The organism is Rhodococcus sp. 05-2256-B1 (assembly GCF_002258465.1).
Lineage (GTDB): Bacteria > Actinomycetota > Actinomycetes > Mycobacteriales > Mycobacteriaceae > Rhodococcoides > Rhodococcoides fascians.
The window spans coordinates 79,774-106,532 of record NZ_NOZA01000030.1; the positions used below are offsets into that span (position 1 = coordinate 79,774).

Here is a 26,759-nt window from a genome sequence, read left to right on the forward strand (position 1 = left end):
GTTCAGCGGCTGTGCCGCAGTAGTTCTGCCGCGAGCTGGTCGTTGTGTCGGAAGAACCCGGCGTTGGTCCTCGGCCGCGGAAAGGCACTCGACCACGTGTGTCCGGCGACCCACGGACCCACCGCGTAGCGGTTCTCGGCAACCTCTCCCGACGCGGTTATCAATCGAGAGCGCCCGTCGACTGCTACTTTCGCTGCGCTGTGCTCGGTGGCGCGGATGTCGGTGATCTCGCCGCGCGCATGGAGGGTGCGGAGCAATTCGTCACCGGCGGCGGCGATCGATGCGACGGGTAAGCGCGCGTCGATCAGAGTGTCGGCGTGCACCACCACATCGTGTGCAGAGCTACGGGCGACGAACGACCCGTTCTCCGGGGAGAAGGTGACATCGGGGCCGAGGAAGTGAACGATGTTCGCCCGGCTGAGGGCCAGGAGTTGTTCGAGCCGTTCCGGTGGCGGACCGCTCGCGACGAAACTGAAGAACGAGTGCAGCCACCCTTCCACATCGCCTGCGACCGACTGCGCCGGAATACGCCCGCGTCGCAACAACTCTCCGATGGTCATGTACACCGAGAGCAGCGCCGAGAAGACGGCGGCATCCGAGCTGTAGTAGGGATCTGCTCGACGACGAAGGTCCGTCTCGATGTAGGTCTGCAGCTCGGTACCTACCTCGTCGAGTCCCTCGAAACGCCGTCCGGCAAAGGGTTTGTCGAGCCGTGCCAGATCGATGCGGTCCTCGTCCTTCGGAACGAATTGCTCCACGAAGACGGTGAGTTCTGGGGATTTCCAGATGATTTCACTGAATCCGACCTCGAACTCCGGCCAGGAGCCGACTGTTCGCTCGGGGTGGGCCGTGAACAACTCGTAGTAATGAGCCCAGGCCAGTTCTTTGGATGCGAGCGGCCAGATTTCGTCGCGGAAGTGCAGAGGGCCGTGGCCGGGGAAGGCGTCGGCGGTGAAAAACCTCGGGAGGGGCGGGCGCGCCGCGGCGATGTCGTAGGAGATCTTCGCGTGGTACGGAACTCCGCGCCGCGAACCCGCATAGAGAATCGGTTCGCGGCCGGAGGCGGTGTACTCGAGCACGCCGTCCGCGTTGCGGGCGAACGATCCACCGCGAGTTTCCGCGAGCAACACCATCCAGTCGATGAATGCCAATCCGAGCCCGGCAATCAGCACCGGTTCTCCCGCAGGCACTCGGCTGGGATCCAGATCTGCGGTGTATCCGGGGCCGATGTACGTCAGCCCATGGGTTCGGGAGAACTCATCGAGCTGTGATTCACGGTGCGATGCAAGCGCATCCGGATGTCCCTGGGCCAAGAGCACGGCATCGGTGCGGATGGTCGATCCGTCGTCGAGTAGCAGTACCTGGTCGGCGGTCAGGTCCGTCACCCGTGCTCGATGAACGTGAACGTGCGTGTCGGTGTCGGCAACGGCGTGCTCGAACACCCAGCTGAGGTAGCGACTCTGTAGAGTCCGCGACGCGAAGGAATGCGGACCGAAATCGCGCAGTTCGTCCCGCAATTCGGGGTCCTGGCGCAGGGTGTGGGCATGTTCCAGAACCCACTGCGCCAGCGTCGGACCGGGGCGGATCGGACCGTCGACGACGGTGGTGTCGTCGGTGAACATGGTGACGTCGGCGGTCACCGAATTCATCCACAGTAGCGGTGGTTGACTGCTACGCCAGATGCGACCGGCCCCCGGAGGGAACGGATCGACGACGTGGATGTGCAGCTCCGCATCGGACCGGCGCGCCAGCAGTCGTTCGAGTACGCCGGTGCCGCGCGGACCCGCACCCACAATGGCGATAGTGAACGATTTCACCGGCGGCCCTCCATCTGACACTGTCCCACTACGAGAAGTATGCACACGCCGAAAGTCGTTGCTGCAGGGGCAAAAAATCACGGTGAGCGAATGTCTTGCGTCCTGGCGGTCGGCTACTCTTGCTTCATGAACTCGTCCGCGGACCAGTTGGTCGAGCAGTACCTCGATGCACTTCGACGGGCCGACGTCGATGCGGTCCTGACTCTGTTCGCACCCGGTGCGGTTGTGCACTCGCCGCTGTACGGACCGACGCCCGCATCCGACTTCTATCGCGCGCTTTTCGCGGACACCTCGGGTGCGACGCTGACCTCGAAGGGCGTCGCCGAAGGTCGTACGTCCGAAGGCGCTCGACTCGTCACGTTCTGGTTTCATTTCGACTGGAGACTGCCCTCGGGTGTGGCGGCCCCGTTCGACGTGGTCGACGTCGCCGAACTCGACGAGGACGGACGCATTTCTGCACTGTCCATCGTCTATGACACCGTGGATGTGCGGCCGGTCTTCGAGCGTGAAACCGGGTCCTCGTGGAGGTCGACGTAGGTCGCACGACCTGATCGGTGACAGTAGAGAGGTGGTCCGGGCCCGCGAGAGCGGTGACCTCGTGCTGACACTGCGCGTCTACGTACCGGCATCTACGTCCTTCGAATCAGCGTGATCGCAACGGGTGTGCTCTACAGCTGATGAACCTAGGGTCCACGTATGACCTGGCTGAAAGCACTGGCAGCGGCGTTGATCGATCGACTCGGAGCTCACCCTGCCTGCACCGCCGCGGCGCTGGACTTCGGAACTCGTGGTTGAGCCGTCCGGTGAAGATCGTCGGTACAGGAAGCAGTAACACGATGAGCGCGAAGGGCTGAACCGAGGATGACCGAGACGTTGTACTTCGCCGTCGAACTCGACGGGTTCGACGAGACACCCGCGCTCCTGAAGCAGAACGTCGCCGACGCCGAACGCGCCGGCTTCACCCTCGTCACCTTCGGTGATTCGCTGGTCTCCTCACGCGAGCGCCTCGATGCAGGTACTCGTGCGGCATTCGTGGCCTCCACCACGTCCACCCTCGGCCTGGCTCCCACGGTCCACACTCTGACGACCGAACCGTTCTTTCTCGCAACACAACTCGCGAGTGTGGACCACGCCTCGCACGGCCGCGGGGCCTGGGTGGTCGGTGTCGACAACAGCGCGGACACTCACGCGGCTGTCGGATCCGAGGTCCGCTCCGAGACCACCGCCGAAGTGCGGGACGTCATCGACGTGGCGCGGCGGCTGTGGGATTCGTGGGAAGACGACGCCGTCGTTCGAGACGCGGAGTCCGGCCGGTATCTCGATCCCGCTCGCGTGCATCACGTGCGCTTCGAGGGCGAATTCTTCGACGTCGTAGGGCCACTGATCACTCCTCGTCCGCCGCAGGGGCAGGTCGTCGTCATCGGCGACGCCGACCTGGGAGTCACCGATCTGCTCGATGTCGCACTCGTACGCGGGGACGGCATCGGCGAGCAGGCCGACGCCGCTCGCCGCGACGGAGCCGCGCTGGTGTTCGCCGATATCGACCACCTGTCGAAGGCCGAGGCCCTCGCCGGTGTCGTCGACGGCGTCCGGCTGCACCTCGGTGGTGCGGCGTTGAAAGAGCTTGCCGTTCCGGCACATCTGATTCGTCGACCGACGCCGGGACTGTCGCTGCGGGAGAACCTGGGGTTGCCGCGTCCGGTCAGCCGCTACGCCGCGGCTGCGCACGAGTAGAGAAGAGCTGTCATGGGCATCATCGACCATCATCCGGACACCGGCGCACCGTTCGACCAGAACGCGCAGATTCATCTGGGCGTGTTCTATCCAGGGATAGGCGCGCAGACGGTCTGGGAGGATCCGAACGCCCCCGATCAAGTGGCCACCGACACGTTCGTCGAAGTCGCCGGCACACTCGAACGCGGTTTGTTCGACGCGTTCTTCCTCGGGGACGGTCAACGTATCCGAGAAAACCGTGGCGACATTCTCTCCACCGACATCGCCGGCAGGCCTGACGCCATCACGCAACTGGCGGCTCTGGCGTCGGTGACCGAGCGCATCGGACTTGTCGCGACCCAGAACACCACGTACAGCATCCCGGTGGAGTTGGCTCGTCGTTTGGCCAGCCTGGACGCGCTGTCGGACGGGCGCGCCGGATGGAACATCGTCACCACCGACAACGCCTGGACGGGTGAAAACTTCAGGCGCGGTGGGTGGTTGGAGCACGAACGCCGTTACGAGCGCGCCACCCAGGTGGTCGAACTGGCGAAGCAGTATTGGGCAGGTTCTCCTGTGGAGTTCCACACCGATCTGCTCGAAGCGGTTGCGGCACCCAACGTTCGGTCCAGTGTGCAGGGTAGGCCGGTGCTGTTCCAGGCCGGCGATTCGCCGGGAGGACGGGACCTCGCAGCCCGGCACGCCGACGTCGTCTTCTCGGCCAACAACGCCTACGACGCAGCGGTGGCCTACGCCAAAGATCTACGTGCCCGGACGGTTGCATACGGCCGACCGGCCGATGCCGTGAAGATCTTGCCCGGGGTGACCGTCGTACTCGGTGATACCGAAGCCGAGGCCGAAGAAAAGGTTCGGTGGCTTCGATCCAACGCGCACAACGGTGTTCGAGCCATCGCCTTTCTCGAGCACTACTGGGGCAAGGACCTCTCGGCGTACGACCCGGAGGGCCCACTACCCGACATCGATCCGGTGGACGCCGAGCTGGATCCGTCACGCGGCACGCTGTCCATCGACGCTCGGACCGGCAAACTGACTCAGATCGCGCAATGGCGAGCCCTCTCGGAAGAGAAAGGGCTGTCCATCCGAGAGTTGGTGCTCGAAGTGTCGCCGGCGTCGCGCTTCCACTCGGGAACCCCTGCGGCAGTGGCAGACCACTGGGCAGCCCTCGTGCGTCACCGTGTGGTCGACGGCTTCAACATCAACCCGTACCACTTGCGCGACGCCATCGGCGATCTGGTCGACAAATTGGTCCCGGCATTGCAGGAGCGAGGGGTGTTCCGTACCGAATACACCTCGACGACGTTGCGGGGACACCTGGGCCTCGACGGTGACGATGCTTCGGAGCGTGCACGGGCGTCGTAGCGGGCTGGGCACATCCCCATCTAACGATCAGGTCTCGGGTGAGGTCGTACGAGGTGTTCGACGCTCTACCATGGGCCTATGACTGCTGACCCGACCACGCCTGCACCGTCGACCAGCTCGGCGAATTGGAAGCGGCGCGGCATCCTGCTCGGTGCCGGCGTCGTTCTTCTGTTGATCGCCTACTTCGTTCTGGCGGCGTTCCTGCCCCGGTGGTGGAGCTTGCGCGTCGAGAGCCTGGCTGATCGCACGTTCACCAAGGGAATTCTGTGGGGCCTGCTGTTCGGAATCGTCTGCACGTTCGCGCCACTGATGTTCTTCTGGAGTGCGTGGTCGGTCCGAAAGGGTAGGGCGGGAAAGCAGTTGGCGATCGGATCGGTGATTCTCGCAGTCGTCACCGCCATCCCGAACCTGCTGACTCTGACCATCGTTCTGGGTACCAGCAATGCCGCCCACGCCGGCGAACGCACCCTCGATACCAGCGCACCCGGCTTCCGCGGCGCGACGGCACTGGGCGCGATCATCGCGGTGGTTCTGGTCGCGTTGCTCGTGTTCGTGGTGGTACGTCGGAACCGTCGACGTCGAACAGCAGCACTGACGCGGTAGTCGTGTAACTGATCTCAGGCGCTGCGCAGCACCGACGGCTCGGTGATGACGCGAATCCCGGGCTCGGGGTCGAATCGGTAGCCGGTGCCGCGGACCGTCGTGATCAGTCGGCCGTACTGCCCGAGTTTGGTTCGCACCCTGGAGAGATGGACGTCGACACTGCGGCCGCCGTTCGAGTCACTCAGCTCGGATCTGTTCACCACGACACGAGGATGCTGGGCGAGATAGGCGAAGATCTCGAACTCGGTGTGGCTGAACCGAACGCTCTTGCCGGCGAGAACCACATCGCGCGCGGGTAGGTCGATGACGAGGGGAGCGTTGAGTTCGTTCACCCGGACGTCGAAACGCGTCAGGATCTTGGCATGTGGTGCATAGCTTTTGGCGGCGACGCGGAGAGCATCGGCGAGGGCGTGCAATTGCGGTCGGGTCAATCCCTGCAAGGATGACGTCCCGGAATCGGAGATGCGAAGAACGACGGTCGCTTCGGTGCTCATGGCTGTGGCTCCTGTGACAAGTGTCGACTGTGACAAGTGCTGTCGACGGTGGGGAGGTCGGATGGTCAGCGTGGGCAGCGACAGTTCGTGTTCACGCTGTCACAGTGCACGACGACGACTGGCCGCACCAGCGATAAACTCACCGTGATTGCAGCGGTTGACGGCGGCCCGTAACGCGTGGTCCGATCGAGCGTGACCGATGTAGCGCAGTCCCGAACAGACCTCGTCACCCGCGCCGTCGACTGGAACCATCCCGACGCCGAATCGCTCCGGGCCGCAATGGCATCGGAGGTGGGTCCCCGATACGCGGACCGAGCGGCCTTGATGGCGAAGACGAAGGCCAATGCCGTGGACGAAGGCGACGTGCATCGCACGTTCGTCGTCTATCGGTGCGATGCGCAGAACGTCGAGCAGGCCGTCGGACATGCCGCTCTCCGGTGGAACGGCCCCGACCTCGAACTGAAGCGAATGTTCGTTCATCCTGATCACCGTGGGTCCGGAGTCTCGACCGCGCTGCTGCAGGCGTCCGAGAATGCGGCCCGCGACCAGGGATTGCGACGCTTGATTCTGCAGACCGGTGATCGTCAGCCCGACGCGGTGCGGCTGTACGAGAAGAGCGGCTACACCCGCATCCCGGTGTTTCCGCCGTACGAACTGCTGCCGTTCTCCAACACCTTCGAGAAGCGTTTGTGACTCCCTACCGACGCAGAATCACGAACGTAGGGTCATGATTTCGGCCCCGCTGTCGGTGATGACGACGGTGTGCTCGCTGTGCGCGGTGCGGCAACCGGTGGTGCTACGCAACGTCCACCCGTCGGGGTCGGTGACCAGCTCATCGGTATCCGCCATCACCCAGGGCTCGAGTGCCAACATCAGGCCGGGGCGAAGGCCGTAGCCGCGACCGGGCCTGCCGGTATTGGATACGTGCGGATCCTGATGCATCGTCGATCCGATTCCGTGACCACCGAACTGAACGTTGATGGGATAGCCGGCTTCACGAAGAACCGTCCCGATGGCGTGGGAGATATCGCCGATCTTGTTGCCCGGACGTGCCGCGGCGATACCCGCGGCCAACGCTCGTTCGGTGGCATCGATCATCGCCAGGCTCTCTGCCGGCTTGTTCTCGCCGACGACGAAACTGATGGCCGAGTCCGATGCCACGCCGCCGAGGATCACGGCAAGATCGAGGGTCAGCAGATCGCCGTCGGCCAGGTTGTAGTCGTGCGGCAAACCGTGCAGCACAGCGTCGTTGACCGACGTGCAGATGTAGTGGCCGAAGGGTCCGCGCCCGAAGGACGGCGCGTAATCGACGTAGCACGACGTTGCCCCCGCCCCGAGGATGATGTCCTTGGACCATTCGTCGATCTCAAGCAGATTGGTGCCGACGGTCGCGCGTTCGCGGACGGTCTCGAGAATTTCGGCGACGAGTGCACCGGTTTCACGGGCAAGGGGAATCTTGCTCGTGGGCAGGATTTCGATCACGGAATGCCTTTCGGTTCGATGCGAATAACTATACCGGTATAAGTATTGGTGACGGAGTGGGTCGTGAGCAACTGACCGAGCCCGACATGGGACGCTGACCGACGTGTCTGTTCACCCTCTCGACGATCCCATTCGTACCTCCCTCGGGGGTCCGCTGTCGCGGTTTGCGATCACGCGCGGCCGAGTGATTCGCGCTGATCCCCAGGTCTCGCCCTTTCTGGCGCATCCCGACGTTCTGCAGCCACGGGACTGGGACGACATCGCAGTGCTGTTCGGGCCGCGAAGCATCGTGGGATTGCGGGGGCCGGTGCTTGATGTGCCCGAGGGGTGGTCCGTGGTCGACAGCTTCGGAATCGTTCAACTCGTGGGCACCGAACTCGAGACTCGGCCGTTGGCCGAGGCGGTAGAACTGACAGCCGACGACGTGCCCGAGATGCTCGATCTCGTGCGACGCACCGAGCCGGGCCCGTTCCTTCCTCGCACCCGCGAACTCGGCACGTATCTCGGTATCCGACGGGGCGGCGCACTGATCGCGATGGCAGGGGAGCGCATGCGTCCGCCGGGGTGGACCGAGATCAGCGCAGTGTGTACCGACCCGGCTCACCGCGGACAGGGCTTGGCCACCGAGCTGGTCCGCGCGGTCGGTCACGGCATCAGGGCCCGAGGCGACGAGCCGTTCCTGCATGCCGCCGCGACGAACATCCGCGCTATCGAGCTGTACCTCTCCATCGGATTCTCGCTGCGCCAAACCTCGCAGCTGACGCTGGTGAGAACACCGGAACGAGCGGCCGACGTCTGAGGTCAGAAGGGCGGCTCCTCGTCTTCTTCGTTGGTCGATTCTGGTTCGGAGGTCGGGTTGTCCGGTGGGTCGGGGTAGGCGATGATGCCGGATCGTCTGGGTTGGGTGGGGATGTGTGGCCGGAGGTCGTTGCCGATGATGGGTACGGCTGTTTCGTTGGCGGGCAGGGTGATTCGGGTGGTCTTCGAGGTGGAGGTCCACAGGATGGCACCGCCTGGGAGCATGACGGCGGTCCAGTAGCCTGCGGTTTTGACGCTGTGGTGGTATTCGCAGAGGCATTGGAGGTTGTTGACGGTGGTCCAGCCGCCGCCGAGGGGATTGGCGTGGTCGAACGGGTTGACGTGGTCGAGTTGGCAGCGTGCGGCGGGTCGGTGGCAGCCGGGGAAGCGGCAGTGGCGATCGCGTAGTCGGGCCGCTGCGGAGGCAAGGGAATTCCGACGCCGTTGCCGGGTGTCGGGATCGACAGTCGGGTCGGGTGGGACGTCTGTGGTGGTCGAATGAGGTTGTAGTGCAACCGAACCCGTATCCGAACGCAGCTGCGGGCTCGGACCTGCATCCTCCGCGATGCAGGTGAGGTGGAAGTCGTAGCAGGCAGCGATCTTTCGGGCCGCATGCCGATTCTCTTCCCGCGCGGCACTGGTGCAGCCATTTTTCACCCCCGGTGACCCCCAGTTCAGAACGTGCGTTCGAACCGAAGAAAGAGTATCTCGACCCACCGACAGGTTTCGAGATCACGGTTGCGAGAGCGTCCCGAGCAGGCCTACCGTTAACTATGCGAACAACATCCACGGTCCACTACGACGACGGTCTCGTGCGCGTGGACGACAGCGGGGTCACGTTGCGGCACTACTACTTTCCGTTCGCGATCGAGAAGTTCGTCCCCTACGGCGACATTCGTGCCGTCGACACCGCCGTGCTGGGCAACTGGAACGGACGTTGGCGACTGTGGGGCGCGTCGACAACCGACCAGTGGCTCCCGCTGGACGTCATGCGTCCGAAGAAGGACACTGCAGTGGTGCTGACTATCCGCCGCATCTCGCCGGTCTTCACCCCCGACGATCCTGAACTCGTTGCCCGACTCATCCGCGAACGCATCACCGCTCCAGCGTGACGCGCCCCGACGAGCGGTTCACCCTCGCCAGTGAACGCACCTTTCTTGCCTGGCTGAGAACCTCGCTCGGGTTGCTCGCCGGCGGGATCGCAATCGTTCACCTGGTTCCCGGATTCAGCACCGGCTGGGTTCGCACTGCACTCGGCCTGATTCTCATCGGCCTCGCGGCCGCCGCACCCGTCATCGGACTGCGAAGGTGGATGCGAGTACGCGCCGCCCTCGAGAGCGGAGCGCCCATGCCCGAGTCCCGGGACCTGTGGATCTTCGCGGTCGGCATCGGCGCAGTAGCAGTATTGGCTGCGGTGGTCACTGTTCTGGGGATCCAGTAGCACACCGCTGATCGCCGCAGGTGCACAATCGAAGTACTAGACGACCAACGACAGGAGTTCGGCGTGGCGCAGGGTCTCAAGCTCGGGTACAAAGCATCGGCGGAGCAGTTCGGGCCGCGGGAGCTCGTCGAACTCGGTGTTCTCGCCGAGCAACACGGTATGGACTCCGCGACTGTCAGTGACCACTTTCAACCGTGGCGTCACGAGGGCGGTCATGCCCCGTTCTCGCTGGCCTGGATGACGGCCGTCGGCGAGCGCACGAAGACGATCCAGCTCGGGACATCCGTTCTGACGCCGACGTTCCGCTACAACCCGTCGGTCATCGCGCAGGCGTTCGCCACGATGGGCTGCCTCTACCCCGGGCGCATCATGCTCGGAGTGGGAACCGGTGAGGCGCTCAACGAGATCGCCACCGGGTTCACCGGCGAATGGCCGGAGTTCAAGGAGCGTTTCGCACGACTGCGGGAGTCGGTGCGCTTGATGCGCGAGCTGTGGCTGGGAGATCGCGTCGACTTCGAGGGCGAGTACTACACGACCAAGGGCGCGTCGATCTACGACGTCCCCGAGGGCGGCATCCCCGTCTACATCGCGGCCGGCGGACCCGTCGTCGCGCGATATGCAGGACGCGCGGGCGACGGCTTCATCTGCACGTCGGGCAAGGGCATGGAGCTCTACACCGACAAGCTCCTCCCGGCTGTCGAAGAGGGTGCAGGCAAGGCAGAACGTGACGCCGGCGAGATCGACAAGATGATCGAGATCAAGATCAGCTACGACACCGATCCCGAACTGGCACTGGAGAATTGCCGTTTCTGGGCTCCGCTGTCTCTGACGCCGGAGCAGAAGCACTCCATCGACGACCCGATGGAGATGGAGAAAGCCGCCGACGAGCTGCCGATCGAGCAGGTCGCCAAGCGTTGGATCGTGGCTTCGGACCCGGACGAGGCCGTCGAGAAGGTCAAGCAGTACACCGACGCCGGCCTGAACCACCTGGTGTTCCACGCGCCCGGACACGACCAGAAGCGCTTCCTCGAGCTGTTCGAGAAGGACCTGGCACCGCGACTGCGCAAGCTCGGCTAGTTACGTCGAAGTGCGGGGATCGGCCGAGAGTGCGAACAATCGCATGTCTCGGTCGGTCCTTGTTTCGTACTCGCCGTAGACCTCGACCATCGTGTCGAACTGTCGGTAGATGCGCGCCTTCTCGTCGCCGGTGATTCGGGTGGCGGTGACCGGTATCTTCCTGCCCCCGATCGTGACGACGGCCTTCGGATCGGCCAGAAGATTCGACGTCCATGCCGGATGGTGTTGTTGGCCGAAATTGGATCCGACGACGAAAATGCGATCACCCTCCCGGTAGTACAACAGCGGACTCGTCCTCGGCTTACCGGATTTGCGTCCGGTGGTGGTCAACAGCACCACCGGAGCGGCGATCGGTCCGAGGACGGTGAATCGGCCGTTCGACTTGGTCAACAACCAGCGGTCGACGCCTGCGAGGTTCCTGATCACCCACGAACCGGGCTTGGTCGACGCGAACTTGACGGCGGGCTTGCGGATGAACGATGTCTCGCTGCCCCAACGAACATCCGGAAACGGTGATTCGGCCACGGCTCATGGGACAACCCGACTGTGCTCGGTGTCAACACCCCAACCATTAAGCTGGCGGGCATGGCTGAGTCCACCGGTGCCGAGACGGCTGACATGTATCCCTCGAGTATTTATGTCGCGTCACCGGAAGGCGACTCCGGCAAGTCCACGATTGCGTTGGGTGTGCTGCAGATGCTCGCCGCGACGACGGCCCGGGTCGGTGTGTTTCGGCCTATCGCTCGTTCGACGGACGAGCCGGATTACATTCTCGAATTGCTCGTCGAGCACACGACCGCCGATCTGAGTTACGAGCAGTCTCTCGGGGTCACTTACGAGCAGGTGCATTCCGATCAGGATGCGGCGCTGAGCGAGATCGTCAGTCGCTATCACGAGGTGGCTGCGCAGTGCGACGCCGTGGTGATCGTGGGTAGCGATTACACCGACGTCGGCAGCCCCAGTGAACTGGGGTTCAACGCGCGCATCGCGGTCAATCTCGGTGCCCCCGTGCTCCTCGCGCTGCGTGGCTCCGATCGAACCCCCGACGAGATCGCTCAGTTGGCGGCGCTGTGCCAGGCCGAACTGCGGCAGCACCACGCCCATCTCGCCGCGATCGTGGCGAACCGGTGCGATCCGGATCAGTTGGACGCCGTCACCGACGCATTGGCGTCGGTCGACGTTCCTGCGTGGAGCCTTCCCGAGATCCCGTTGCTCGTCGCGCCGACCATGGCGGAGTTGCTCGACGCGGTGGACGGAACGCTCTACAGCGGCGACTCGTCGTTGCTGCAGCGAGAAGCGATGCGGGTGATGGTCGGCGGTATGACGGCCGAGCACATTCTGGAGCGGCTCACCGAAGGTGTCGTCGTCATCGCGCCGGCAGACCGGTCCGACGTACTGCTCGCACTCGTCAATGCTCATGAGGCGGAGGGTTTTCCGTCCCTCGCCGGCATCATCATGAACGGCGGCATCGAACCGCACCCGGCAATCGCACGACTGGTCGCCGGTCTCGGTCCGAGACTGCCGATTCTGACCACCGAGCTCGGAACCTTCGACACCGCATCGGCTGCGGCGCAGACCCGCGGCCGTGTTGCCGTCGGATCTCAGCGCAAGGTGGACACCGCGCTGGGCCTGATGGAGCAGCGGGTGGACGCCAAAACCCTTCTGGGACGGCTCGATATCGCCATCCCGACCATCACGACGCCGCAGATGTTCGAATACCAGCTCATTCATCGAGCGCGTGCCGATCGCAAGCACATCGTGCTCCCCGAGGGCGGCGACGACCGAATTCTGCGGGCCGCCGGAAGGCTGCTGCAACGCCAGGTCGCGGACCTCACGATCCTCGGCGAAGAAGGCCCGATTCGACGTCGTGCATCGGAACTGGGAGTCGATCTGGACTCGGCAACTATCCTCGACCCCAAGAACTGCGACTACGCCGAGGAATTCGCGCAGGAGTACACCGAACTGCGCAAGCACAAGGGGATGACGATCGAGCGTGCCCGCGAGATCATGGCCGACATCTCCTACTTCGGAACCATGATGGTGCACAAGGGCATTGCCGACGGCATGGTGTCGGGAGCGGCGCACACGACTGCGCACACCATCAAGCCGTCGTTCGAGATCATCAAGACCACCGAGGGCGTGTCGACGGTGTCGTCGATCTTCCTGATGTGTCTGTCCGACCGTGTACTGGCCTACGGCGACTGCGCCGTCGTGCCGGACCCGACGGCCGAGCAATTGGCCGACATCGCCATCTCCTCGGCGCAGACCTCGGCCCAGTTCGGTATCGAACCGCGAGTGGCGATGCTGTCGTACTCCACCGGCGAATCCGGCTCGGGAGCCGACGTCGACAAGGTGCGGCAAGCGACGGCCATCGTGCGCGAACGTAACCCGGAACTGTTGGTGGAGGGCCCCATTCAGTACGACGCGGCCATCGAACCGTCGGTCGCGAAATCGAAGCTGCCGGATTCCGACGTGGCAGGCCGCGCAACGGTGTTCATCTTCCCCGACCTCAACACCGGCAACAACACCTACAAGGCCGTTCAGCGCAGCGCCGGTGCCGTCGCTGTCGGGCCGGTACTGCAGGGCCTGCGCAAGCCCGTCAACGACCTCTCGCGCGGGGCACTGGTCGAGGACATCGTCAACACCGTCGCCATCACCGCCATTCAGGCGCAGGGTATCTCCCAGCAGGAGGCACAGGCGTGAGCATCCTCGTCGTCAACTCGGGCTCGTCCTCGGTCAAATTCCAACTGGTCGATCCCGATTCGGGCGAATCGCTCGCCAGTGGTCTCGTCGAGCGTATCGGCGAATCCGACGGTCGCGTCGAACTGGACTACCGCGGCGAGAGCGCCGAGCGAACACAGCACATCGAGGACCACGGGGACGGGTTGGCTCTGGCATTCGAGATGCTTGCCGACGCCGGCATCGAACTGGGGTCCGACGTCACCGCCGTCGGGCATCGCGTCGTGCACGGTGGCACGGTGTTCTATCGCCCCACGATCATCGACGACGCTGTCGTTCAGCAGATCTCGGACCTGAGCAGTCTTGCGCCGCTGCACAATCCGCCCAACGTCCTCGGTATCGAGGTGGCGCGCAAGCAACTGCCGAACGTGCCGCATGTAGCCGTGTTCGACACGGCGTTCTTCCATTCTCTGCCCGACGCTGCTGCGACGTACGCGATCGACGCCGCCGTCGCAGCCGAACACGACATCAGGCGCTACGGCTTTCACGGCACCTCGCACCGCTACGTGTCCGAGCAGGTTGCGCAGTTCTTGGAACGCGATCTCGGGGACCTCAAGCAGATCGTGCTGCATCTGGGCAACGGTGCGTCGGCATCGGCGGTCGACGGGGGCCGCGCGGTCGATACGTCGATGGGTCTGACCCCACTCGAGGGACTGGTGATGGGCACCCGCAGTGGGGATATCGACCCCGGTGTGATCATGCATCTGCGTCGTAGTGCTGCGATGAGTGTCGACGATATCGACACTCTCCTCAACCGCCGGTCGGGTCTGATCGGACTGTCCGGGGTCAACGACTTCCGGGAACTGCAACAAAGCATCGACGACGGCGACGCATCGGCCCGGTTGGCCTACGACGTGTACATCCATCGGCTGCGTAAGTACATCGGCGCGTACATGATCGGGCTCGGGCGGCTCGACGTCATCACGTTCACCGCAGGCGTCGGCGAGAACGCTGCTGCCGTGCGCGCCGACGCGCTGGCGAACCTGGAACACTTCGGAATTCGGATCGACCCCGAACGTAATGCCGTGCGTAGCAAGCAGGCTCGCGTGATCTCGGCCGACTCCTCGGCCGTCACGGTGTTGGTGGTGCCGACGAACGAGGAGCTGGCGATCGCCCGATCGACGGACGATCTGGTTCGCTCCTGACGTACCGCTAGAACAGCGAACGCGGACGGATCGCATTCGCCAGGTCCACCAACGAAAACCGGTGCGCGCGATCGGTTGCGCTGCGGGCCAGGGCCCGCAGACCCTTCTCGGTGCCGCGCCGCAAACCGTCCTCGGTGAACGGTACGCTGAGTATCGGTTCGCGTTCTGCAGTGGACGCGTGACCGGAGACGATCCAGTCCAGGGCCATCGCCAGGACCAACGTGCGCATCTGCAGCGCTCGGCTCTCCGCCTTGGGGAGCAGCGCCACTCGCCGTGCGGCAGAGCGGAAATCGGCTTCCGACAGCTCGGCGCGCGAGCGATCCATCAGCAAGGTCAGCACACTGGTCATCCGTGCCATCGAGTAGTGCCGCGAGCTGATCGGAACCTGGTCCAGTGCCGCGATGGCACCGGTCTGATCACCGCGGCGCTGCAGCTGCCGGGCCAGACCGAACGCCGAGCTGACGATGCCCCTGTTGGTGCGCCACACCGCCCGATACAGGCCCTCGGCCCTGGCTCGCCACTTCTCGGCGTCCTCGTCGTTGCCGAGCGCGACATGCCCCAACAATTCGGACGTGGCACCGAGCGCCAGTTTGGGCGCGAGCTCGCCGGGCATCGCTCCGAGCACGTTGTCGAAACTCGTGAACGCAGAATCGTATTCGTGGTGCAGCAAGGCGATCAATCCGGCGTACCACTGCACCCGCCACGGATCGGCGGCGTGATCCTCGGATTGCACCTTCGACAGGATGTCGGTGGCCTCCACGACGTGGCCCAGATCGAGGTGCGCCTTGACCTCCGCGAGGGTGATCTCCAGGCTCGCTCCCGCGGGCGCGGAACCGGTGGCACCTGTCGTGCCGGCCGACACCCGCTCGATGCCGTTCCGCTTGGCGTGCTGGAGCGAGTCCAGAGTCTGCTGAGCTTCGACGTGCACGGCGGCGGCCAGCAGGGGAGCACTCGGATCGTTGGGATCGACCAGGGGAACCGGCAGTGCGGCAACCACTTCGGCTGCCGTCATGCGCTCGTGGCGTACTTTGCCGTCGACGTAGGTATCGGTACGACCCACCGACTGCTCCGTACCGAACGTCGTACGCGGCGGGCTGAACACCGCGGACAGGCCGGGTCGCTCGACGCCCGTCCGGATAGCCAGGATCTCGCGCAGCACGCCGGTTGCCTGCCCCGCGAACTCGTCCGCGGACCGGAACCGCCGCGTCGGGTCTGCATTGGTGGCTCGTAGCAGCAGGCGATGCAGCGACGGGAACTGCTGCAGCACGTCCGATTCTGCGACGGAGGGCAGGCCGTCGAGGTACTTGCCGTTCTTCGACGGCATGTCCAGCGTCAGCACCGCGAGGGTGCGGCCGACGGTGTAGATGTCCGACGCCACCGTCGGCCCGGTCTTCACGATCTCCGGTGCCTGGTACCCCACCGTGCCGTACAGGTAGCCGTAATCCTCGATGCCCGCGACCGCGCCGAGGTCGATCAACTTGATCTGGTCCTCGGAGACCATGATGTTCTCGGGCTTGAGATCGTTGTAGACCAGCCCGATCGAATGCAGATAACCCAGTGCCGGAAGCACTTCGAGTACGTAGGCCAGCGCCTGCTCGACCGGCATGCGGGCGTCGTCACCGCACGCGGTCAGGATGTCGCGCAGCGAACGACCACCCACGTACTCCATGACGATGAAGCCGACGGAAGTGCCGTCGCCGCGGGGTTGTTCGACGAAGTTGTAAATCTTGACGACGCCGGGATGCGCTACCTCGGCCAGGAATTGACGCTCCGCGACCGCGACCGCATGTGCTTCCTCGTCGCCGAAATGCAGTAGGCCTTTGAGTACTACCCAGCGGTCGCTGACGTTACGGTCGATGGCGAGGTAGATCCACCCCAGACCGCCGTGCGCGATGCACCCCTGCACGTCGTACTGGCCCACCACTCGATCACCCGGCTCGAGCAGCGGGGTGAAATCGAAGGTGGTGCCGCAGTGCGGGCACACGCCCACCGAGATGTCGGGCTCTCCCGGTTCGCTGCGCCCGACCTTGGCGTTGCACTTCCAACAGAACCGTTTGTGCTGCGGCACCGTAGGATCCGACATCACCGCGGTCGCCGGATCGATCGGCTCCACCCGCGGAACCTCCACCAGGCCGCCGCCGAGACGGCGCCGAATACCGGTGCTGCGGGAGCGACCGGACCGAGATCGACCGGTTCTGGCCCGAGTGGACGCGCTTTGCGACATGCCGGATTTGGACGCTGAGGATTTGGCAACCGCAGCTTTCGAGTTGTCTTCACCTACCGGCGAATTCGGCCCCGGAGTCGGTGCGGTCCGGTCGTCGATCGGCGATCGCGAGACCGCCTGCGTGCGTTCGAAGCCGTCGGTCGACGTTGCTTCCGGTCGCGCTACCGCCTGTGTGCGTTCGACGCCGTCCGTCGATGTGAGCTGATCCCGTGACACCGCCTGCGTGCGTTGCGCGGGAGCGGTGGGTTGCTGTTCGTCCTCGTCCATGACGTGCGCCTCTAATCGCTGTACGACGCGGTGGGTGGACCGGGGGAGGGGCCGAGCACCGTCAGCCATTTGTTGTAGATGCGGTTCCAGGTGCCGTCGGACCTGATGCGTGCCAACGTTCCGTTGACGAAGCGCACGAGATCCTCGTTCTTCTTGTTGATGCCCACGCCGTACGGTTCCGGGCTCAGACTGTCGCCGACGATCTCGAGGTACGGGTCCTGTGCGGCAAGTCCGGCCAGGATGGCGTCGTCGGTGCTGATGGCGTCGACCTGTCGTTGTTGCAGTACCACCAGGCAATCCGACCACATGGGCACCGTCACCACGGTTGCCGCCGGTTGCACCCGCTGCAGGCGACGCAGCGACGTGGTGCCCTCCACCGCGCACACCCGCTTGCCCGCCAGATCCCCGACCCCACGGATACCCGAGCCCTGTACCACCAGAACTCGGTGCTGCGCTTGGAAGTACACGGTGGAGAACTGGACGTCCTTACGCCGGGCGCACGTGATCGTCATGGTTTTCACCACGATGTCCACCGTCGAGTCCTGCAAAGCTTCGAGGCGCTGTGCGGACGTGAGAATTCGGAAGTCCAACCGGTTCGGGTCTCCGAACAGGTCGCGTGAGATCTCCCGAGCGATGTCGACGTCGAACCCGACCAGCTGCCCGGTCATGGGGTCGCGAAAGCTGAAAAGGTTGCTGCCCGTGTCGAGGCCGACGACGAGGCGACCCTTGGCGCGGAGTGCATCGATGGTCGGCTGCGGAGGCAGTGGCACGTCGGTGCCGGTCGGTAGCGGCCGCAGACTGGCCGTGGGGCGGGCGCACTCGTCGTCCGCCGGTGTTTCGGTGGGCCGAGCTGCGACGGTGGCACCGTCGGGGAGAGGGGGTTCGGTGAACGTCGTATCGGTCTGTGCCGCAATTCTTTCCGGCGGCGAGCACCCGACGAGCAGGGCGGTCGCAACGAGGCCGGCGGCCAGCAGGCGCTTCACAGGTACTCACGCAACCTCGGGAACAGGCCGACACCGAACGCCACCGACGCCAGGACCGTCAGCACGTACGCGCCGTTCGACAAACCCGACAGGACCCAGACCGATCGGTCGATGTTGGAGCGCAGTTCGCTTCGGGCACTGTCGATCCCGTCGACCAGCACACTGTCGAGAGCATTGAACGCGGCCGCCGAATCCGAATCACCCGATCCGGTCGCTATCGACACCGCACCGTTGAAGTCGCCGACCTCGAGCGCCGAATCGATGCGCGCATGCGAGGCCGACCAGTTGTTCAGGGCCTCGGTCACCTCGGGGTCGCCCTCGAACATGTCCGCGAGCCGAGAGACGTTGCCGGCGAACGACTGTCCGTAATCCTGACTGCCACCGCGGCGGGCCAGGTCGAGTGTCTCGTCCGCCCTGGCCTGCTGGGCCAGAATGAAACCCGTCGTGTAGGACTTCAGCGGCGCCACCCCGCGGTCGATAGCGCGGTCGGTGGCGATCGACGAGATCAACCCCACCACCAACATCCACCCGAGCAAGCCGGCCAGCGCGGCCGTGGCACCGAGAAAACCGACATTCAGTGTGCGACGCGTCGTCCGGGACAGATACCACTGGGCGAGACCGGTCATCAGCAACAGGAACACCACCGACCCGATCGCGAAGTACGGGGGACTGGTGAACCTCTCCTGATCCGCCGAGACGCGGGAGGCCTGCTCGGTGTACAACTTCTCGGCCAGCGGCAACAGGCTGGACTGCATCATCGTCGACGCCTCGCCGAGATATGCCGCACCCACCGGGTTCCCGCTGCGATTGTTCGCTCGCGCCGTCTCGACCAGCCCGCTGTACACCGGCAACCCGGTAGCGATCTGCGTCAGCACTGCGCTGGTGGCCTCGTCCTTGTCGGTGACCCCGGCGGACGCGGCGATCAATTCCGACGACGCCTCACCCAAAGCCTGCGAGTACCGGTCACGTACTTCGGGTTGCTCGAGCCCACCGGCGATGAATGCCGACGCGGCCGCCGCGTCGGCCACCGACAGGGCACCGTAGAGATTCTGAGCCGAGTTGGCGAACGGCTCGGTGCGCACCAGCAGTGTCCCGAGAGTGTCGACTCGATCGGTCACCGCCGTGGACGCGAGATTTCCGACCGTCAGCGCCAACACGACCAGCGCGGTACCCATCGCGACCAACCGCGCAGGCGTCGAACGCATCGTGTATCGAACCGGTGGCTTGCCTGCAGCGGCACCGACGTGGGGTGCCGTTGTCGGGGGGACGGCAGCAGAGGGAGTAATGCCGGCCGCGATCACGCATCGAGCATATAAGCAGGCGGACCGCACTGCAGCCACTACAGGACAGTCACTGCGGCGAGGCGGTTCACCTAGGGTGGGGAGCATGCGCGGTGACGGGGACGGTTGGGTGATCGGTGAGAACGGTTCTCGGCACTGGGGCAAGCACGGTGCCGCCGGTCTGCTGCTCCGTGCGCCCTCCGATGCGGGCGAACCGATGGTGTTGCTGCAGCACCGCGCGTTGTGGAGTCATCAGGGCGGAACGTGGGCCCTGCCGGGCGGTGCTCGCGATTCGCACGAGAGCACCGAGCATGCGGCGGTCCGCGAGGCGCACGAGGAAGCCGGTATCTCGGCCGAACAGTTGAGCGTGCGCAGCGAGCGTGTCACCGCCGCAGTCCCGAGCGGTTGGTCGTACACCACGGTCATCGCCGACACCGATCACCCGCTGGCCACCGTCCCGAACGGCGAGAGCACGGAACTGCGGTGGGTGCCGGAGTCCATCGTCGGCGAGCTGCCACTGCACCCGGGTTTCGCGTCGAGCTGGCCGTCGCTACGTACCGAGCCGCTGCGCGTGCTGCTCGACACCGCCAACGTCCTCGGCTCCCGGCCCGACGGCTGGTGGAAGGACCGCGCCGGCTCGACCGGCGCACTGTTGACGTCGCTGGCCGCGACACTGCCGCGCACGGTGGAACTACCCAGCGGCCAGTACGGCTGGCTCACCCGCATCGAGGCCGTGCTCGAGGGGCAAGCGCGCGACGCCGTTGTCGACGATCCGCGCATCCCGGTGATCCTCGCGGACGGCACCGGCGACGACACCCTCACCGATCAGGCCCACCGATCGACAGACCTGACCGCGTTGGTCACCGCCGACCGCGGACTCCAGAATCGACTGCCCGGTGCGGTGCACGTGCTCTCGCCGTCTGCCGTGCTCGCCTGGCTGTGACGTCAGTTCTGTAGCGCCTGTACCAGCGCGCGCGCAGCTGCCTGCGGATCACGTGCCTCCGTGATCGCCCGAACGACCACGATGCGCTCGGCTCCCGCCGCTCGAACCTGATCCACATTGGTCGCGTCGACGCCGCCGATGGCGAACCACGGCCGCTCTGGCAACGCATCCGCGGTGGCCCGCAGAGTTTCCAGGCCGGCGGCCGAGCGGTTGGGCTTGGTGGGCGTCGGCCACACCGGCCCGACGGCGAAGTAGTCGACGCCGTCCTCGATCGCGGCGAGCGAGGACTGAGCGCGGTTCTGCGTCGAGCGTCCGATCACCACATCCGGGCCGAGGATCTGGCGCGCGTAGTGCACGGGCAGGTCGCCCTGGCCCAGATGCAGGACGTCGGCACCGGATGCCAGCGCCAGATCCGCGCGGTCGTTGACGGCCAGCAAGGCACCGTGGCGTTTGGTGGCCGCGAGCAGAATCGCCAGCGCAGCGAGCTCGTCCTTGGCCTCGAGCGGCCCGAACTGGCGCTCGCCGGCGGAGTTCTTGTCGCGCAGCTGGATGATGTCGACGCCACCGGACAACGCGGCCTCGGCGAACTGCGCGAGATCGCCCTTGTCGCGTCGGGCATCGGTACACAGGTAGAGGCGAGCGGACGCAAGACGCTCGCGAGGAGTCTGGTTGCGGACGGTCTGAGTTGGGTGCACGAAACGAACTGTATTCTCATGGCAGCCGCGACCGACGACGGAGTGGCCGACATATCGCGGGAGTCCCGAGGATCGTGGGGCTGAGAGTGGGTTCGCCGCCCTTACCGTCAATACCTGAACCCGATCATGCGGGCGCAGGGAGTGAGGACGTGAATCGCGTGCATATCGTCGTTATCGGCGGAGGCGTCATCGGGCTGTCGACGGCGCTACGACTGGCGGAGGACGGCCACCGGGTGGTGGTGCACGATCCTGCGCTGGGTCGAGGCGCGTCGTGGGTCGCCGGCGGCATGCTGGCCCCGCTGTCCGAGGGGTGGCCCGGTGAACACGAACTTCTACGGCTCGGTGCCGCGTCGCTCGCACGGTGGCCGGACTTCGCCGGACGCCTTCCCGGCCCGTCGGTGTTCTCGGCCACCGGATCGATGACGGTTGCCCTCGACTCCGCCGACGCCACCGACCTGCGCACGATCGCCGAATGGGTGGGCGAGCAGGGACACGAGCTCGAAATTCTCGGCCGCGCGCAGGTGCGTGAACTCGAACCTGCATTGGCGCAGAACATTCGGCTCGGGTTGTTGGCACCGACCGAGCTGTCCGTCGACAATCGGGCCCTGGTTACCGCGCTCCAACAGGGATGTCTCGACGCCGGAGTGGAGTTCGTGGCAACCTCGGTCGACGCAATTCCCGACGTCGATCAGGTGGTCCTGGCCGCCGGTTCTCGCTGCGCCGCACTGTGGCCGACACTGCCGGTCAGGCCGGTGAAAGGCGAGATCCTGCGGCTGCGTCGCCGACCCAGCGCCGCACCGCCACCGCACCACACGATCCGCGGAACCGTGCACGGCCGACCCGTGTACCTGGTGCCACGCGGCGACGGATTGGTCGTCGGCGCAACACAATACGAATCCGGTGAGGACACCCAGGTCACCGTGGCGGGGGTACGAGACCTGATTGCCGACGCCGAACGACTCATGCCGAGTATCGGCGAGTACGAGCTGTACGAAACCGCTGCAGGACTACGGCCGATGAGCCCCGACGGACTGCCGTTGATCGGCAGACTCGCCGACAACGTGATCGTCGCTACCGGGCACGGCCGCAACGGCATTCTGCTCGCGCCGATCACCGCCGACGCCGTCGCCGCGCTGATATCGGGCGAGACGCTGCCCGAGGCGAAAGCAGCCACACCCGAACGCTTCTCACAGATCGAAAGGACACCATGACCCAGGTTGCCATCGGGATCACCGTCAACGGCGAGGATCACCTGCTCACCGAGGACATGACCATGCGTCGGCTGCTCGAATTCCTGGGCCTGCCCGAGAAGGGTATTGCCGTCGCCGTCGACGGTGCCGTGCTGCCCAAGAGTCGATGGGACACCACCGACGTCCAAAAGGGTTGGACCATCGACGTTCTCACGGCGGTTCAGGGTGGCTAGCGCACTCACCATCGCCGATCGCACCTTCACGTCCCGGCTCATCACCGGCACCGGGGGAGCGGCCAACCTCGCCGTCCTCGAGGAAGCCCTCGTCGCATCGGGAACCGAACTGACCACCGTCGCGATGCGCCGCGTCGACGCCGCGGGTGGAACGGGAGTGCTCGATCTGCTGCGGCGGTTGAACATCGCCCCGCTGCCGAACACCGCGGGTTGTCGAGGATCGGCCGAGGCCGTGCTCACCGCGCAGCTGGGCCGCGAGGCGCTCGAGACCGACTGGGTGAAACTCGAAGTGATCGCCGACGAGCGAACCCTGCTGCCCGACGCCATCGAATTGGTCAAGGCTGCAGAGCAACTCGTCGACGACGGCTTCCGGGTGCTGCCGTACACCACCGACGACCCGGTGCTGGCCAAGCGTCTCGAAGACATCGGCTGCGTTGCCGTCATGCCGCTCGGCTCACCCATCGGCACCGGCCTCGGCATCGCCAACCCGCACAACATCGAGATGATCGTCGAGGCCGCAGGGGTACCGGTGATCCTCGACGCGGGCATCGGCACCGCCAGCGACGCCACCCTCGCGATGGAACTCGGCTGCGACGCAGTGCTGCTCGCCACCGCGGTGACCCGCGCGAAGGACCCGGCGCTGATGGCGTCGGCGATGAGACATGCGGTGGCCGCGGGTTACCAGGCCCGACATGCAGGCCGCATCCCGAAACGATTCTGGGCGCAGGCAAGCTCACCGATGTAGCGGCTGCGTCGGCGGCGCAGCCCTTTGTTCGGTGCTGCGTATTTCGCAAACGCGCGCGCGTTTGCGAAACGCGCGCGGAATAGTGGCGAAAATGAGGGCGAATCCCCGCGCATCTGGCAAACGCGCGCGCATTTGCGGCCGCGCTCAGGCGACCGCGTGCCCCAGCCAGGCCTCGGCTGTCTCAGGGTCTGTGTCATCCAAAAGGATGATGCAAGTCGCGACTGTGGGGCGATGTGGACACGCCGTCGATCGGGGACAGTTGTCCCATGATCGAAGTGACAGGACTGACCAAGCAATACGGAGCGGTGACGGCGGTCGACAACCTCACCTTCACCATCAAACCCGGCATCGTGACCGGCTTTCTCGGACCGAACGGTGCGGGTAAGTCCACCACGATGCGAATGATTCTCGGGCTCGACCGCCCCACCTCGGGGACGGCGACCATCGAGGGCAAGAGCTACAGCCACCTGAAGCAGCCACTGCGTACCGTCGGCGCCCTGCTCGACGCCAAGTGGGTGCACCCCAACCGATCTGCGCGTGCGCACCTGGAATGGATGGCCGCGTCCAACGGCATCCCCAAGTCCCGCGTCGACGAGGTGCTGCGGCTGGTGGGCCTGTCCGAGGTCGCGAAGAAGAATGCGGGCGGGTTCTCGCTCGGCATGTCGCAGCGGCTCGGTCTCGCCGGCGCTCTACTGGGCGATCCCAAGGTGTTGTTGTTCGACGAGCCGGTCAACGGACTCGATCCCGAGGGCATCGTCTGGATCCGAAAGTTCATGCAGCGCTTGGCAGCCGAGGGCCGCACGGTCCTGGTGTCGAGCCACCTGCTCTCGGAGATGGCGCAGACGGCCGAACACCTCATCGTCATCGGACGCGGCAAGCTGATCTCGGATTCCTCGGTGCAGGAATTCATCGACCATGCCTCCGAGGCCTCGGTACGCGTGCGCAGCCCACAGCTCGACGGCCTGCGTCAGGTGCTGACCACCGCCGGCCTCACGGTGCGTGAGCCGGACAAGTCCGACGAATTGCAGCCCTCGCTGGTGGTGCTGAACTCCACCACCGACGCGATCGGCGACCTCGCCGGCCGGGCCGGAATCACATTGCACGAGTTGGCCTCTCAGCGCGGCTCGCTCGAGGAAGCATTCATGAAACTCACCGGAGACACAGTGCAATATCACGGCTCGGGAGCCGAAGACCAGAACACTCAGCAAGCAATGGGCGGTGCACTCTGATGGGCGTCTTGGCAGCAGAGAGAATCAAGTTCACCTCGACCAAGTCGCCGTGGTGGTGCAGCGCGATCGTGGTGGTCTTCGGCCTCGGGTTCGGAGCCATCCTGGGTTGGGCCGCAAAGACCGCCGTCGGCCCGGATGCGCCGGAAGGTCTGCCACCGACCACCGCATACGACGTCGTCGGCAGCGGCGTCGGCGGACTCGGCATCATGGTGCTGATGATCCTCGGTGCACTCACCGTCACCAGCGAATACCGCTTCGGCCTGATCCGGACCACGTTCCAGGCGATCACCAACCGGGCCTCGGTACTCGGTGCGAAGGCACTGATCGTCGGCGTGTACGGGGCCGTGCTGTCGTTGGTTCTCGCCTTCGGCGCGTTGTTCCTGGCCAAATCCATCGCCGGTGAGGAAGCCGGCGCTTTGCTGAGCTTCGACGTCGACGGCACCTGGCGCGTCGTCTACGGCACCGCAGTTCTGGCGTTCGTGCAGATCGTTCTGGCCGTCGCCGTGGGTGCGCTGATTCGTCAGTCCGCCGGAGCCATCGCCGTGTTGTTGTTGTGGCCGTTGCTCATCGAGAGCCTCGTCGGGATCATCCCGAAGGTCGGTGAGAAGATCCAGCCCTTCCTGCCGTTCAAGAACGCCGACCATTTCCTCGGCGGAAGTGCGGGAACGGACTTCCACTGGGGACCGATCGGCAGCCTGATCTACTTCGTCGTCTTCACCGCGGTGATCTTCGGAGTGGCAGTGTTCGTCGTCAATCGCCGGGACGCCTGACACCTGCCTGGGTAGGGTGTCCGCTATGCGGATTTCCTTGCTTGCAGGTAGCGCCGTCACTGTCCTGATTCTGGCCGGTTGCTCGTCCTCCTCCGGTACGGGGGACGAGGAACCGGCCAGAGTTTTCGCGACACCCGACGGGGCCGGCCTGTCGGAAGCGGTCACCGAGGATGCCCTCGTCGGGCACCTGCAGGAACTGGAGAACATCGCCGCCGCGCACGACGGTAACCGCGCGGCCGGGACTGCCGGGTACGACGCGAGTGTCGATTACGTTGTCTCCCAACTCGAATCGGCCGGATTCGACGTCACCACTCCCGAATTCGATTTCGACACCTTCGAGGCGCAGACGCAAACCCTGTCGCTTGCGGGCACCGACATTCCGGTGTTCGCGCTCAGCTACTCGCCCACCACATCCGCCGAGGGAATCACCGCACGCGTCGTCGGCGCTCCCGACGGGGCAGACGGGTGCGAGGCAACCGATTACGCCGGTCTCGACCTGACGGGAGCGGTGGCAGTCGTGCCGCGAGGGGTGTGCCCGTTCGGTGCGAAGCAGACCGTCGCCGCCGAATTGGGTGCGGCAGCAGTGATCATCGTCAACAACGAACCCGGACCACTGGATTCGGGAACGCTCGGTGATTCCGAGACCGCGAAGATTCCGACCGGCGGTGTCAGCCAGGAGGACGGGGCAGCGGTCCTCGCGGCCCCCGAGGTCACGTTGACTCTCGTCACGACGACCGAGTCGACCACGAGCCGCAACATCATCGCGCAGACCACGACCGGCTCGACCGAGAACGTGGTGGTCGCGGGTGCCCACCTCGACAGCGTCCCCGAGGGCCCGGGCATCAACGACAACGGCACCGGCACCTCCGCCGTGCTCGAGACTGCTCTGCAGATGGGCAGTGCGCCCGAGGTGACCAACGCGGTCCGGTTCGCATTCTGGGGTGCCGAGGAGAACGGGCTCGTCGGTTCGACCAAGTACGTCGAGGGCCTGTCCGACGAGGGCAAGCGAAACATCGCGCTGTACTTGAACTTCGACATGATCGGCTCGCACAACCCCGGCTACCTCGCCTACGACGGCGACGACTCCGACCAGGTCGGTGAGCCCGCGGGACCGGCCGGATCCGACGCCATCGAGCGCACGTTCGTCGAGCACTTGGCGGCCGACGGTATCGCCGTCGACGGTACGGATTTCGACGGTCGATCCGACTACGGGCCGTTCATCGAGGTCGGCATCCCCGCAGGCGGTGTCTTCAGCGGCGCGGACGAGAACAAGACCGCCGAGCAGGCCGCGAAGTGGGGTGGCACGGCCGATCAGACGTTCGACGAGAATTACCACACCGATCAGGACACCCTGGCGAACGTCGACCGCGCGGCGCTGGCGAAGAACGGTGCCGCCGTGGCGTACGGCATCGGTGTCTACGCGCAGTCGGTGGAAGGCCCCAATGGAGTACCGGTCGGGGCTGCGCGCGAGGCCGCACGCGCCGAAGGGTAAGGGAAGTATGTGTAACCGT

Annotated in this window: 27 protein-coding genes; 18 read left to right on the plus strand and 9 right to left on the minus strand. The window is 65.3% G+C overall.

Going from position 1 to position 26,759, the window contains the following annotated elements; all coding sequences use genetic code 11:
• Positions 1-2: 2 nt before the first annotated feature.
• A complete protein-coding gene (locus CH285_RS17460) occupies positions 3-1,817 on the minus strand; it encodes an FAD/NAD(P)-binding protein (RefSeq protein ID WP_094643876.1) in 1,815 nt (604 codons plus the stop codon).
• Positions 1,818-1,943: 126 nt separating this feature from the next.
• Between CH285_RS17460 and CH285_RS17465 the strand changes: the two genes are divergently transcribed.
• The 4 genes from CH285_RS17465 (at position 1,944) to CH285_RS17480 (ending at position 5,513) form a co-directional block, all read left to right on the plus strand.
• Positions 1,944-2,354 carry a nuclear transport factor 2 family protein gene (locus CH285_RS17465; protein WP_094643877.1) on the plus strand — a complete coding sequence of 137 codons (411 nt, stop codon included), beginning with the start codon at positions 1,944-1,946 and terminating at the stop codon, positions 2,352-2,354.
• Positions 2,355-2,678: 324 nt separating this feature from the next.
• Positions 2,679-3,551, plus strand: a complete 873-nt coding sequence (locus CH285_RS17470; protein ID WP_032366691.1) for an LLM class flavin-dependent oxidoreductase — start codon at positions 2,679-2,681, stop codon at positions 3,549-3,551.
• Between the two features lie 12 nt (positions 3,552-3,563).
• Positions 3,564-4,910, plus strand: coding sequence for an LLM class flavin-dependent oxidoreductase (locus CH285_RS17475; RefSeq protein WP_094643878.1), 1,347 nt, complete (start codon positions 3,564-3,566; stop codon positions 4,908-4,910).
• A gap of 78 nt (positions 4,911-4,988) precedes the next feature.
• Entirely contained in the window at positions 4,989-5,513 is a 525-nt protein-coding gene (locus CH285_RS17480) for a hypothetical protein (protein ID WP_027494251.1), read from the plus strand.
• Positions 5,514-5,527: 14 nt separating this feature from the next.
• Here CH285_RS17480 and CH285_RS17485 read toward each other — a convergent pair whose 3' ends face one another.
• On the minus strand, positions 5,528-6,007 hold the full coding sequence (locus tag CH285_RS17485) for a winged helix-turn-helix domain-containing protein (protein ID WP_032366689.1): 480 nt from the start codon (positions 6,005-6,007) through the stop codon (positions 5,528-5,530).
• 279 nt (positions 6,008-6,286) lie between these two features.
• Here CH285_RS17485 and CH285_RS17490 point away from each other — a divergent pair, with 279 nt between their 5' ends.
• On the plus strand, positions 6,287-6,700 hold the full coding sequence (locus CH285_RS17490; RefSeq protein ID WP_080731075.1) for a GNAT family N-acetyltransferase: 414 nt from the start codon (positions 6,287-6,289) through the stop codon (positions 6,698-6,700).
• Positions 6,701-6,718: 18 nt separating this feature from the next.
• On the opposite strand, the gene map is transcribed toward CH285_RS17490, so the two are convergent.
• On the minus strand, positions 6,719-7,489 hold the full coding sequence (map, locus tag CH285_RS17495) for a type I methionyl aminopeptidase (protein WP_032369846.1): 771 nt from the start codon (positions 7,487-7,489) through the stop codon (positions 6,719-6,721).
• A gap of 103 nt (positions 7,490-7,592) precedes the next feature.
• Between map and CH285_RS17500 the strand changes: the two genes are divergently transcribed.
• Positions 7,593-8,288 (plus strand): GNAT family N-acetyltransferase, encoded by a 696-nt coding sequence (locus CH285_RS17500; RefSeq protein ID WP_094643879.1) that lies wholly within the window; start codon positions 7,593-7,595, stop codon positions 8,286-8,288.
• 2 nt (positions 8,289-8,290) lie between these two features.
• Here the strand turns inward: CH285_RS17500 and CH285_RS17505 are convergent, their stop codons facing one another.
• The gene (locus CH285_RS17505; protein ID WP_094698409.1) at positions 8,291-8,944 is read right to left on the minus strand and encodes an HNH endonuclease signature motif containing protein; all 654 of its coding nucleotides are present in this window, start codon (positions 8,942-8,944) and stop codon (positions 8,291-8,293) included.
• Between the two features lie 116 nt (positions 8,945-9,060).
• Here CH285_RS17505 and CH285_RS17510 point away from each other — a divergent pair, with 116 nt between their 5' ends.
• The 3 genes from CH285_RS17510 to fgd all read left to right on the plus strand — a co-directional run bounded on the left by CH285_RS17510 (position 9,061) and on the right by fgd (position 10,805).
• Complete coding sequence (locus tag CH285_RS17510) at positions 9,061-9,399, plus strand: hypothetical protein (protein WP_032389001.1); 339 nt, start codon at positions 9,061-9,063, stop codon at positions 9,397-9,399.
• Positions 9,396-9,728 (plus strand): YidH family protein, encoded by a 333-nt coding sequence (locus CH285_RS17515; RefSeq protein WP_027498497.1) that lies wholly within the window; start codon positions 9,396-9,398, stop codon positions 9,726-9,728. The genes CH285_RS17510 and CH285_RS17515 overlap by 4 nt, the downstream gene beginning before the upstream one ends.
• A gap of 63 nt (positions 9,729-9,791) precedes the next feature.
• Entirely contained in the window at positions 9,792-10,805 is a 1,014-nt protein-coding gene (gene fgd, locus CH285_RS17520) for a glucose-6-phosphate dehydrogenase (coenzyme-F420) (protein ID WP_027498496.1), read from the plus strand.
• On the opposite strand, the gene CH285_RS17525 is transcribed toward fgd, so the two are convergent.
• A complete protein-coding gene (locus tag CH285_RS17525) occupies positions 10,806-11,330 on the minus strand; it encodes a nitroreductase/quinone reductase family protein (protein WP_094643880.1) in 525 nt (174 codons plus the stop codon).
• A gap of 60 nt (positions 11,331-11,390) precedes the next feature.
• Here CH285_RS17525 and pta point away from each other — a divergent pair, with 60 nt between their 5' ends.
• The gene (gene pta, locus CH285_RS17530; protein ID WP_176457994.1) at positions 11,391-13,508 is read left to right on the plus strand and encodes a phosphate acetyltransferase; all 2,118 of its coding nucleotides are present in this window, start codon (positions 11,391-11,393) and stop codon (positions 13,506-13,508) included.
• The gene (locus CH285_RS17535) at positions 13,505-14,689 is read left to right on the plus strand and encodes an acetate kinase (RefSeq protein ID WP_094643881.1); all 1,185 of its coding nucleotides are present in this window, start codon (positions 13,505-13,507) and stop codon (positions 14,687-14,689) included. Before pta ends, CH285_RS17535 begins: the two co-directional genes overlap by 4 nt.
• Positions 14,690-14,696: 7 nt before the next feature.
• Here CH285_RS17535 and CH285_RS17540 read toward each other — a convergent pair whose 3' ends face one another.
• From CH285_RS17540 to CH285_RS17550, 3 genes are read right to left on the minus strand one after another with little or no spacing between them, the layout of a single operon-like run.
• Positions 14,697-17,180, minus strand: a complete 2,484-nt coding sequence (locus CH285_RS17540; protein ID WP_094643882.1) for a serine/threonine-protein kinase — start codon at positions 17,178-17,180, stop codon at positions 14,697-14,699.
• An 11-nt stretch (positions 17,181-17,191) separates the two neighbouring features.
• Entirely contained in the window at positions 17,192-18,163 is a 972-nt protein-coding gene (locus CH285_RS17545) for a glutamate ABC transporter substrate-binding protein (RefSeq protein WP_032382242.1), read from the minus strand.
• Positions 18,160-19,464 carry a hypothetical protein gene (locus tag CH285_RS17550; protein WP_032389004.1) on the minus strand — a complete coding sequence of 435 codons (1,305 nt, stop codon included), beginning with the start codon at positions 19,462-19,464 and terminating at the stop codon, positions 18,160-18,162. The genes CH285_RS17545 and CH285_RS17550 overlap by 4 nt, the downstream gene beginning before the upstream one ends.
• A gap of 85 nt (positions 19,465-19,549) precedes the next feature.
• Here CH285_RS17550 and CH285_RS17555 point away from each other — a divergent pair, with 85 nt between their 5' ends.
• Positions 19,550-20,386 (plus strand): NUDIX hydrolase, encoded by an 837-nt coding sequence (locus CH285_RS17555; protein WP_027498489.1) that lies wholly within the window; start codon positions 19,550-19,552, stop codon positions 20,384-20,386.
• A gap of 2 nt (positions 20,387-20,388) precedes the next feature.
• On the opposite strand, the gene thiE is transcribed toward CH285_RS17555, so the two are convergent.
• A complete protein-coding gene (thiE, locus tag CH285_RS17560) occupies positions 20,389-21,081 on the minus strand; it encodes a thiamine phosphate synthase (RefSeq protein ID WP_027498488.1) in 693 nt (230 codons plus the stop codon).
• A gap of 158 nt (positions 21,082-21,239) precedes the next feature.
• Between thiE and thiO the strand changes: the two genes are divergently transcribed.
• From thiO to CH285_RS17590, 6 genes are all read left to right on the plus strand, one after another.
• The gene (gene thiO / locus CH285_RS17565; RefSeq protein WP_094644041.1) at positions 21,240-22,292 is read left to right on the plus strand and encodes a glycine oxidase ThiO; all 1,053 of its coding nucleotides are present in this window, start codon (positions 21,240-21,242) and stop codon (positions 22,290-22,292) included.
• Entirely contained in the window at positions 22,289-22,504 is a 216-nt protein-coding gene (gene thiS / locus CH285_RS17570) for a sulfur carrier protein ThiS (protein ID WP_027498486.1), read from the plus strand. Before thiO ends, thiS begins: the two co-directional genes overlap by 4 nt.
• On the plus strand, positions 22,497-23,249 hold the full coding sequence (locus CH285_RS17575; RefSeq protein WP_094643883.1) for a thiazole synthase: 753 nt from the start codon (positions 22,497-22,499) through the stop codon (positions 23,247-23,249). The genes thiS and CH285_RS17575 overlap by 8 nt, the downstream gene beginning before the upstream one ends.
• A 266-nt stretch (positions 23,250-23,515) precedes the next feature.
• A complete protein-coding gene (locus CH285_RS17580) occupies positions 23,516-24,478 on the plus strand; it encodes an ABC transporter ATP-binding protein (protein ID WP_027498484.1) in 963 nt (320 codons plus the stop codon).
• The gene (locus CH285_RS17585; protein WP_032386137.1) at positions 24,478-25,248 is read left to right on the plus strand and encodes an ABC transporter permease; all 771 of its coding nucleotides are present in this window, start codon (positions 24,478-24,480) and stop codon (positions 25,246-25,248) included. Before CH285_RS17580 ends, CH285_RS17585 begins: the two co-directional genes overlap by 1 nt.
• 25 nt (positions 25,249-25,273) lie before the next feature.
• Positions 25,274-26,740, plus strand: coding sequence for a M28 family peptidase (locus CH285_RS17590; protein WP_032389007.1), 1,467 nt, complete (start codon positions 25,274-25,276; stop codon positions 26,738-26,740).
• The last annotated feature ends 19 nt before the right edge of the window (positions 26,741-26,759 follow it).

What these genes read in the sequence shown, in the direction of transcription:
- CH285_RS17485 (WP_032366689.1), bottom strand. Translation starts at nt 6,007, where the DNA reads ATGAGCACCGAAGCGACCGTCGTTCTTCGCATCTCCGATTCCGGGACG.
- CH285_RS17490 (WP_080731075.1), top strand. Translation starts at nt 6,287, where the DNA reads ATGGCATCGGAGGTGGGTCCCCGATACGCGGACCGAGCGGCCTTGATG.
- CH285_RS17510 (WP_032389001.1), top strand. Translation starts at nt 9,061, where the DNA reads ATGCGAACAACATCCACGGTCCACTACGACGACGGTCTCGTGCGCGTG.
- CH285_RS17555 (WP_027498489.1), top strand. Translation starts at nt 19,550, where the DNA reads ATGCGCGGTGACGGGGACGGTTGGGTGATCGGTGAGAACGGTTCTCGG.
- CH285_RS17585 (WP_032386137.1), top strand. Translation starts at nt 24,478, where the DNA reads ATGGGCGTCTTGGCAGCAGAGAGAATCAAGTTCACCTCGACCAAGTCG.
- CH285_RS17580 (WP_027498484.1), top strand. Translation starts at nt 23,516, where the DNA reads ATGATCGAAGTGACAGGACTGACCAAGCAATACGGAGCGGTGACGGCG.
- CH285_RS17470 (WP_032366691.1), top strand. Translation starts at nt 2,679, where the DNA reads ATGACCGAGACGTTGTACTTCGCCGTCGAACTCGACGGGTTCGACGAG.
- thiS (WP_027498486.1), top strand. Translation starts at nt 22,289, where the DNA reads ATGACCCAGGTTGCCATCGGGATCACCGTCAACGGCGAGGATCACCTG.
- CH285_RS17465 (WP_094643877.1), top strand. Translation starts at nt 1,944, where the DNA reads ATGAACTCGTCCGCGGACCAGTTGGTCGAGCAGTACCTCGATGCACTT.
- pta (WP_176457994.1), top strand. Translation starts at nt 11,391, where the DNA reads ATGGCTGAGTCCACCGGTGCCGAGACGGCTGACATGTATCCCTCGAGT.
- CH285_RS17480 (WP_027494251.1), top strand. Translation starts at nt 4,989, where the DNA reads ATGACTGCTGACCCGACCACGCCTGCACCGTCGACCAGCTCGGCGAAT.
- CH285_RS17590 (WP_032389007.1), top strand. Translation starts at nt 25,274, where the DNA reads ATGCGGATTTCCTTGCTTGCAGGTAGCGCCGTCACTGTCCTGATTCTG.
- CH285_RS17475 (WP_094643878.1), top strand. Translation starts at nt 3,564, where the DNA reads ATGGGCATCATCGACCATCATCCGGACACCGGCGCACCGTTCGACCAG.
- CH285_RS17540 (WP_094643882.1), bottom strand. Translation starts at nt 17,180, where the DNA reads ATGGACGAGGACGAACAGCAACCCACCGCTCCCGCGCAACGCACGCAG.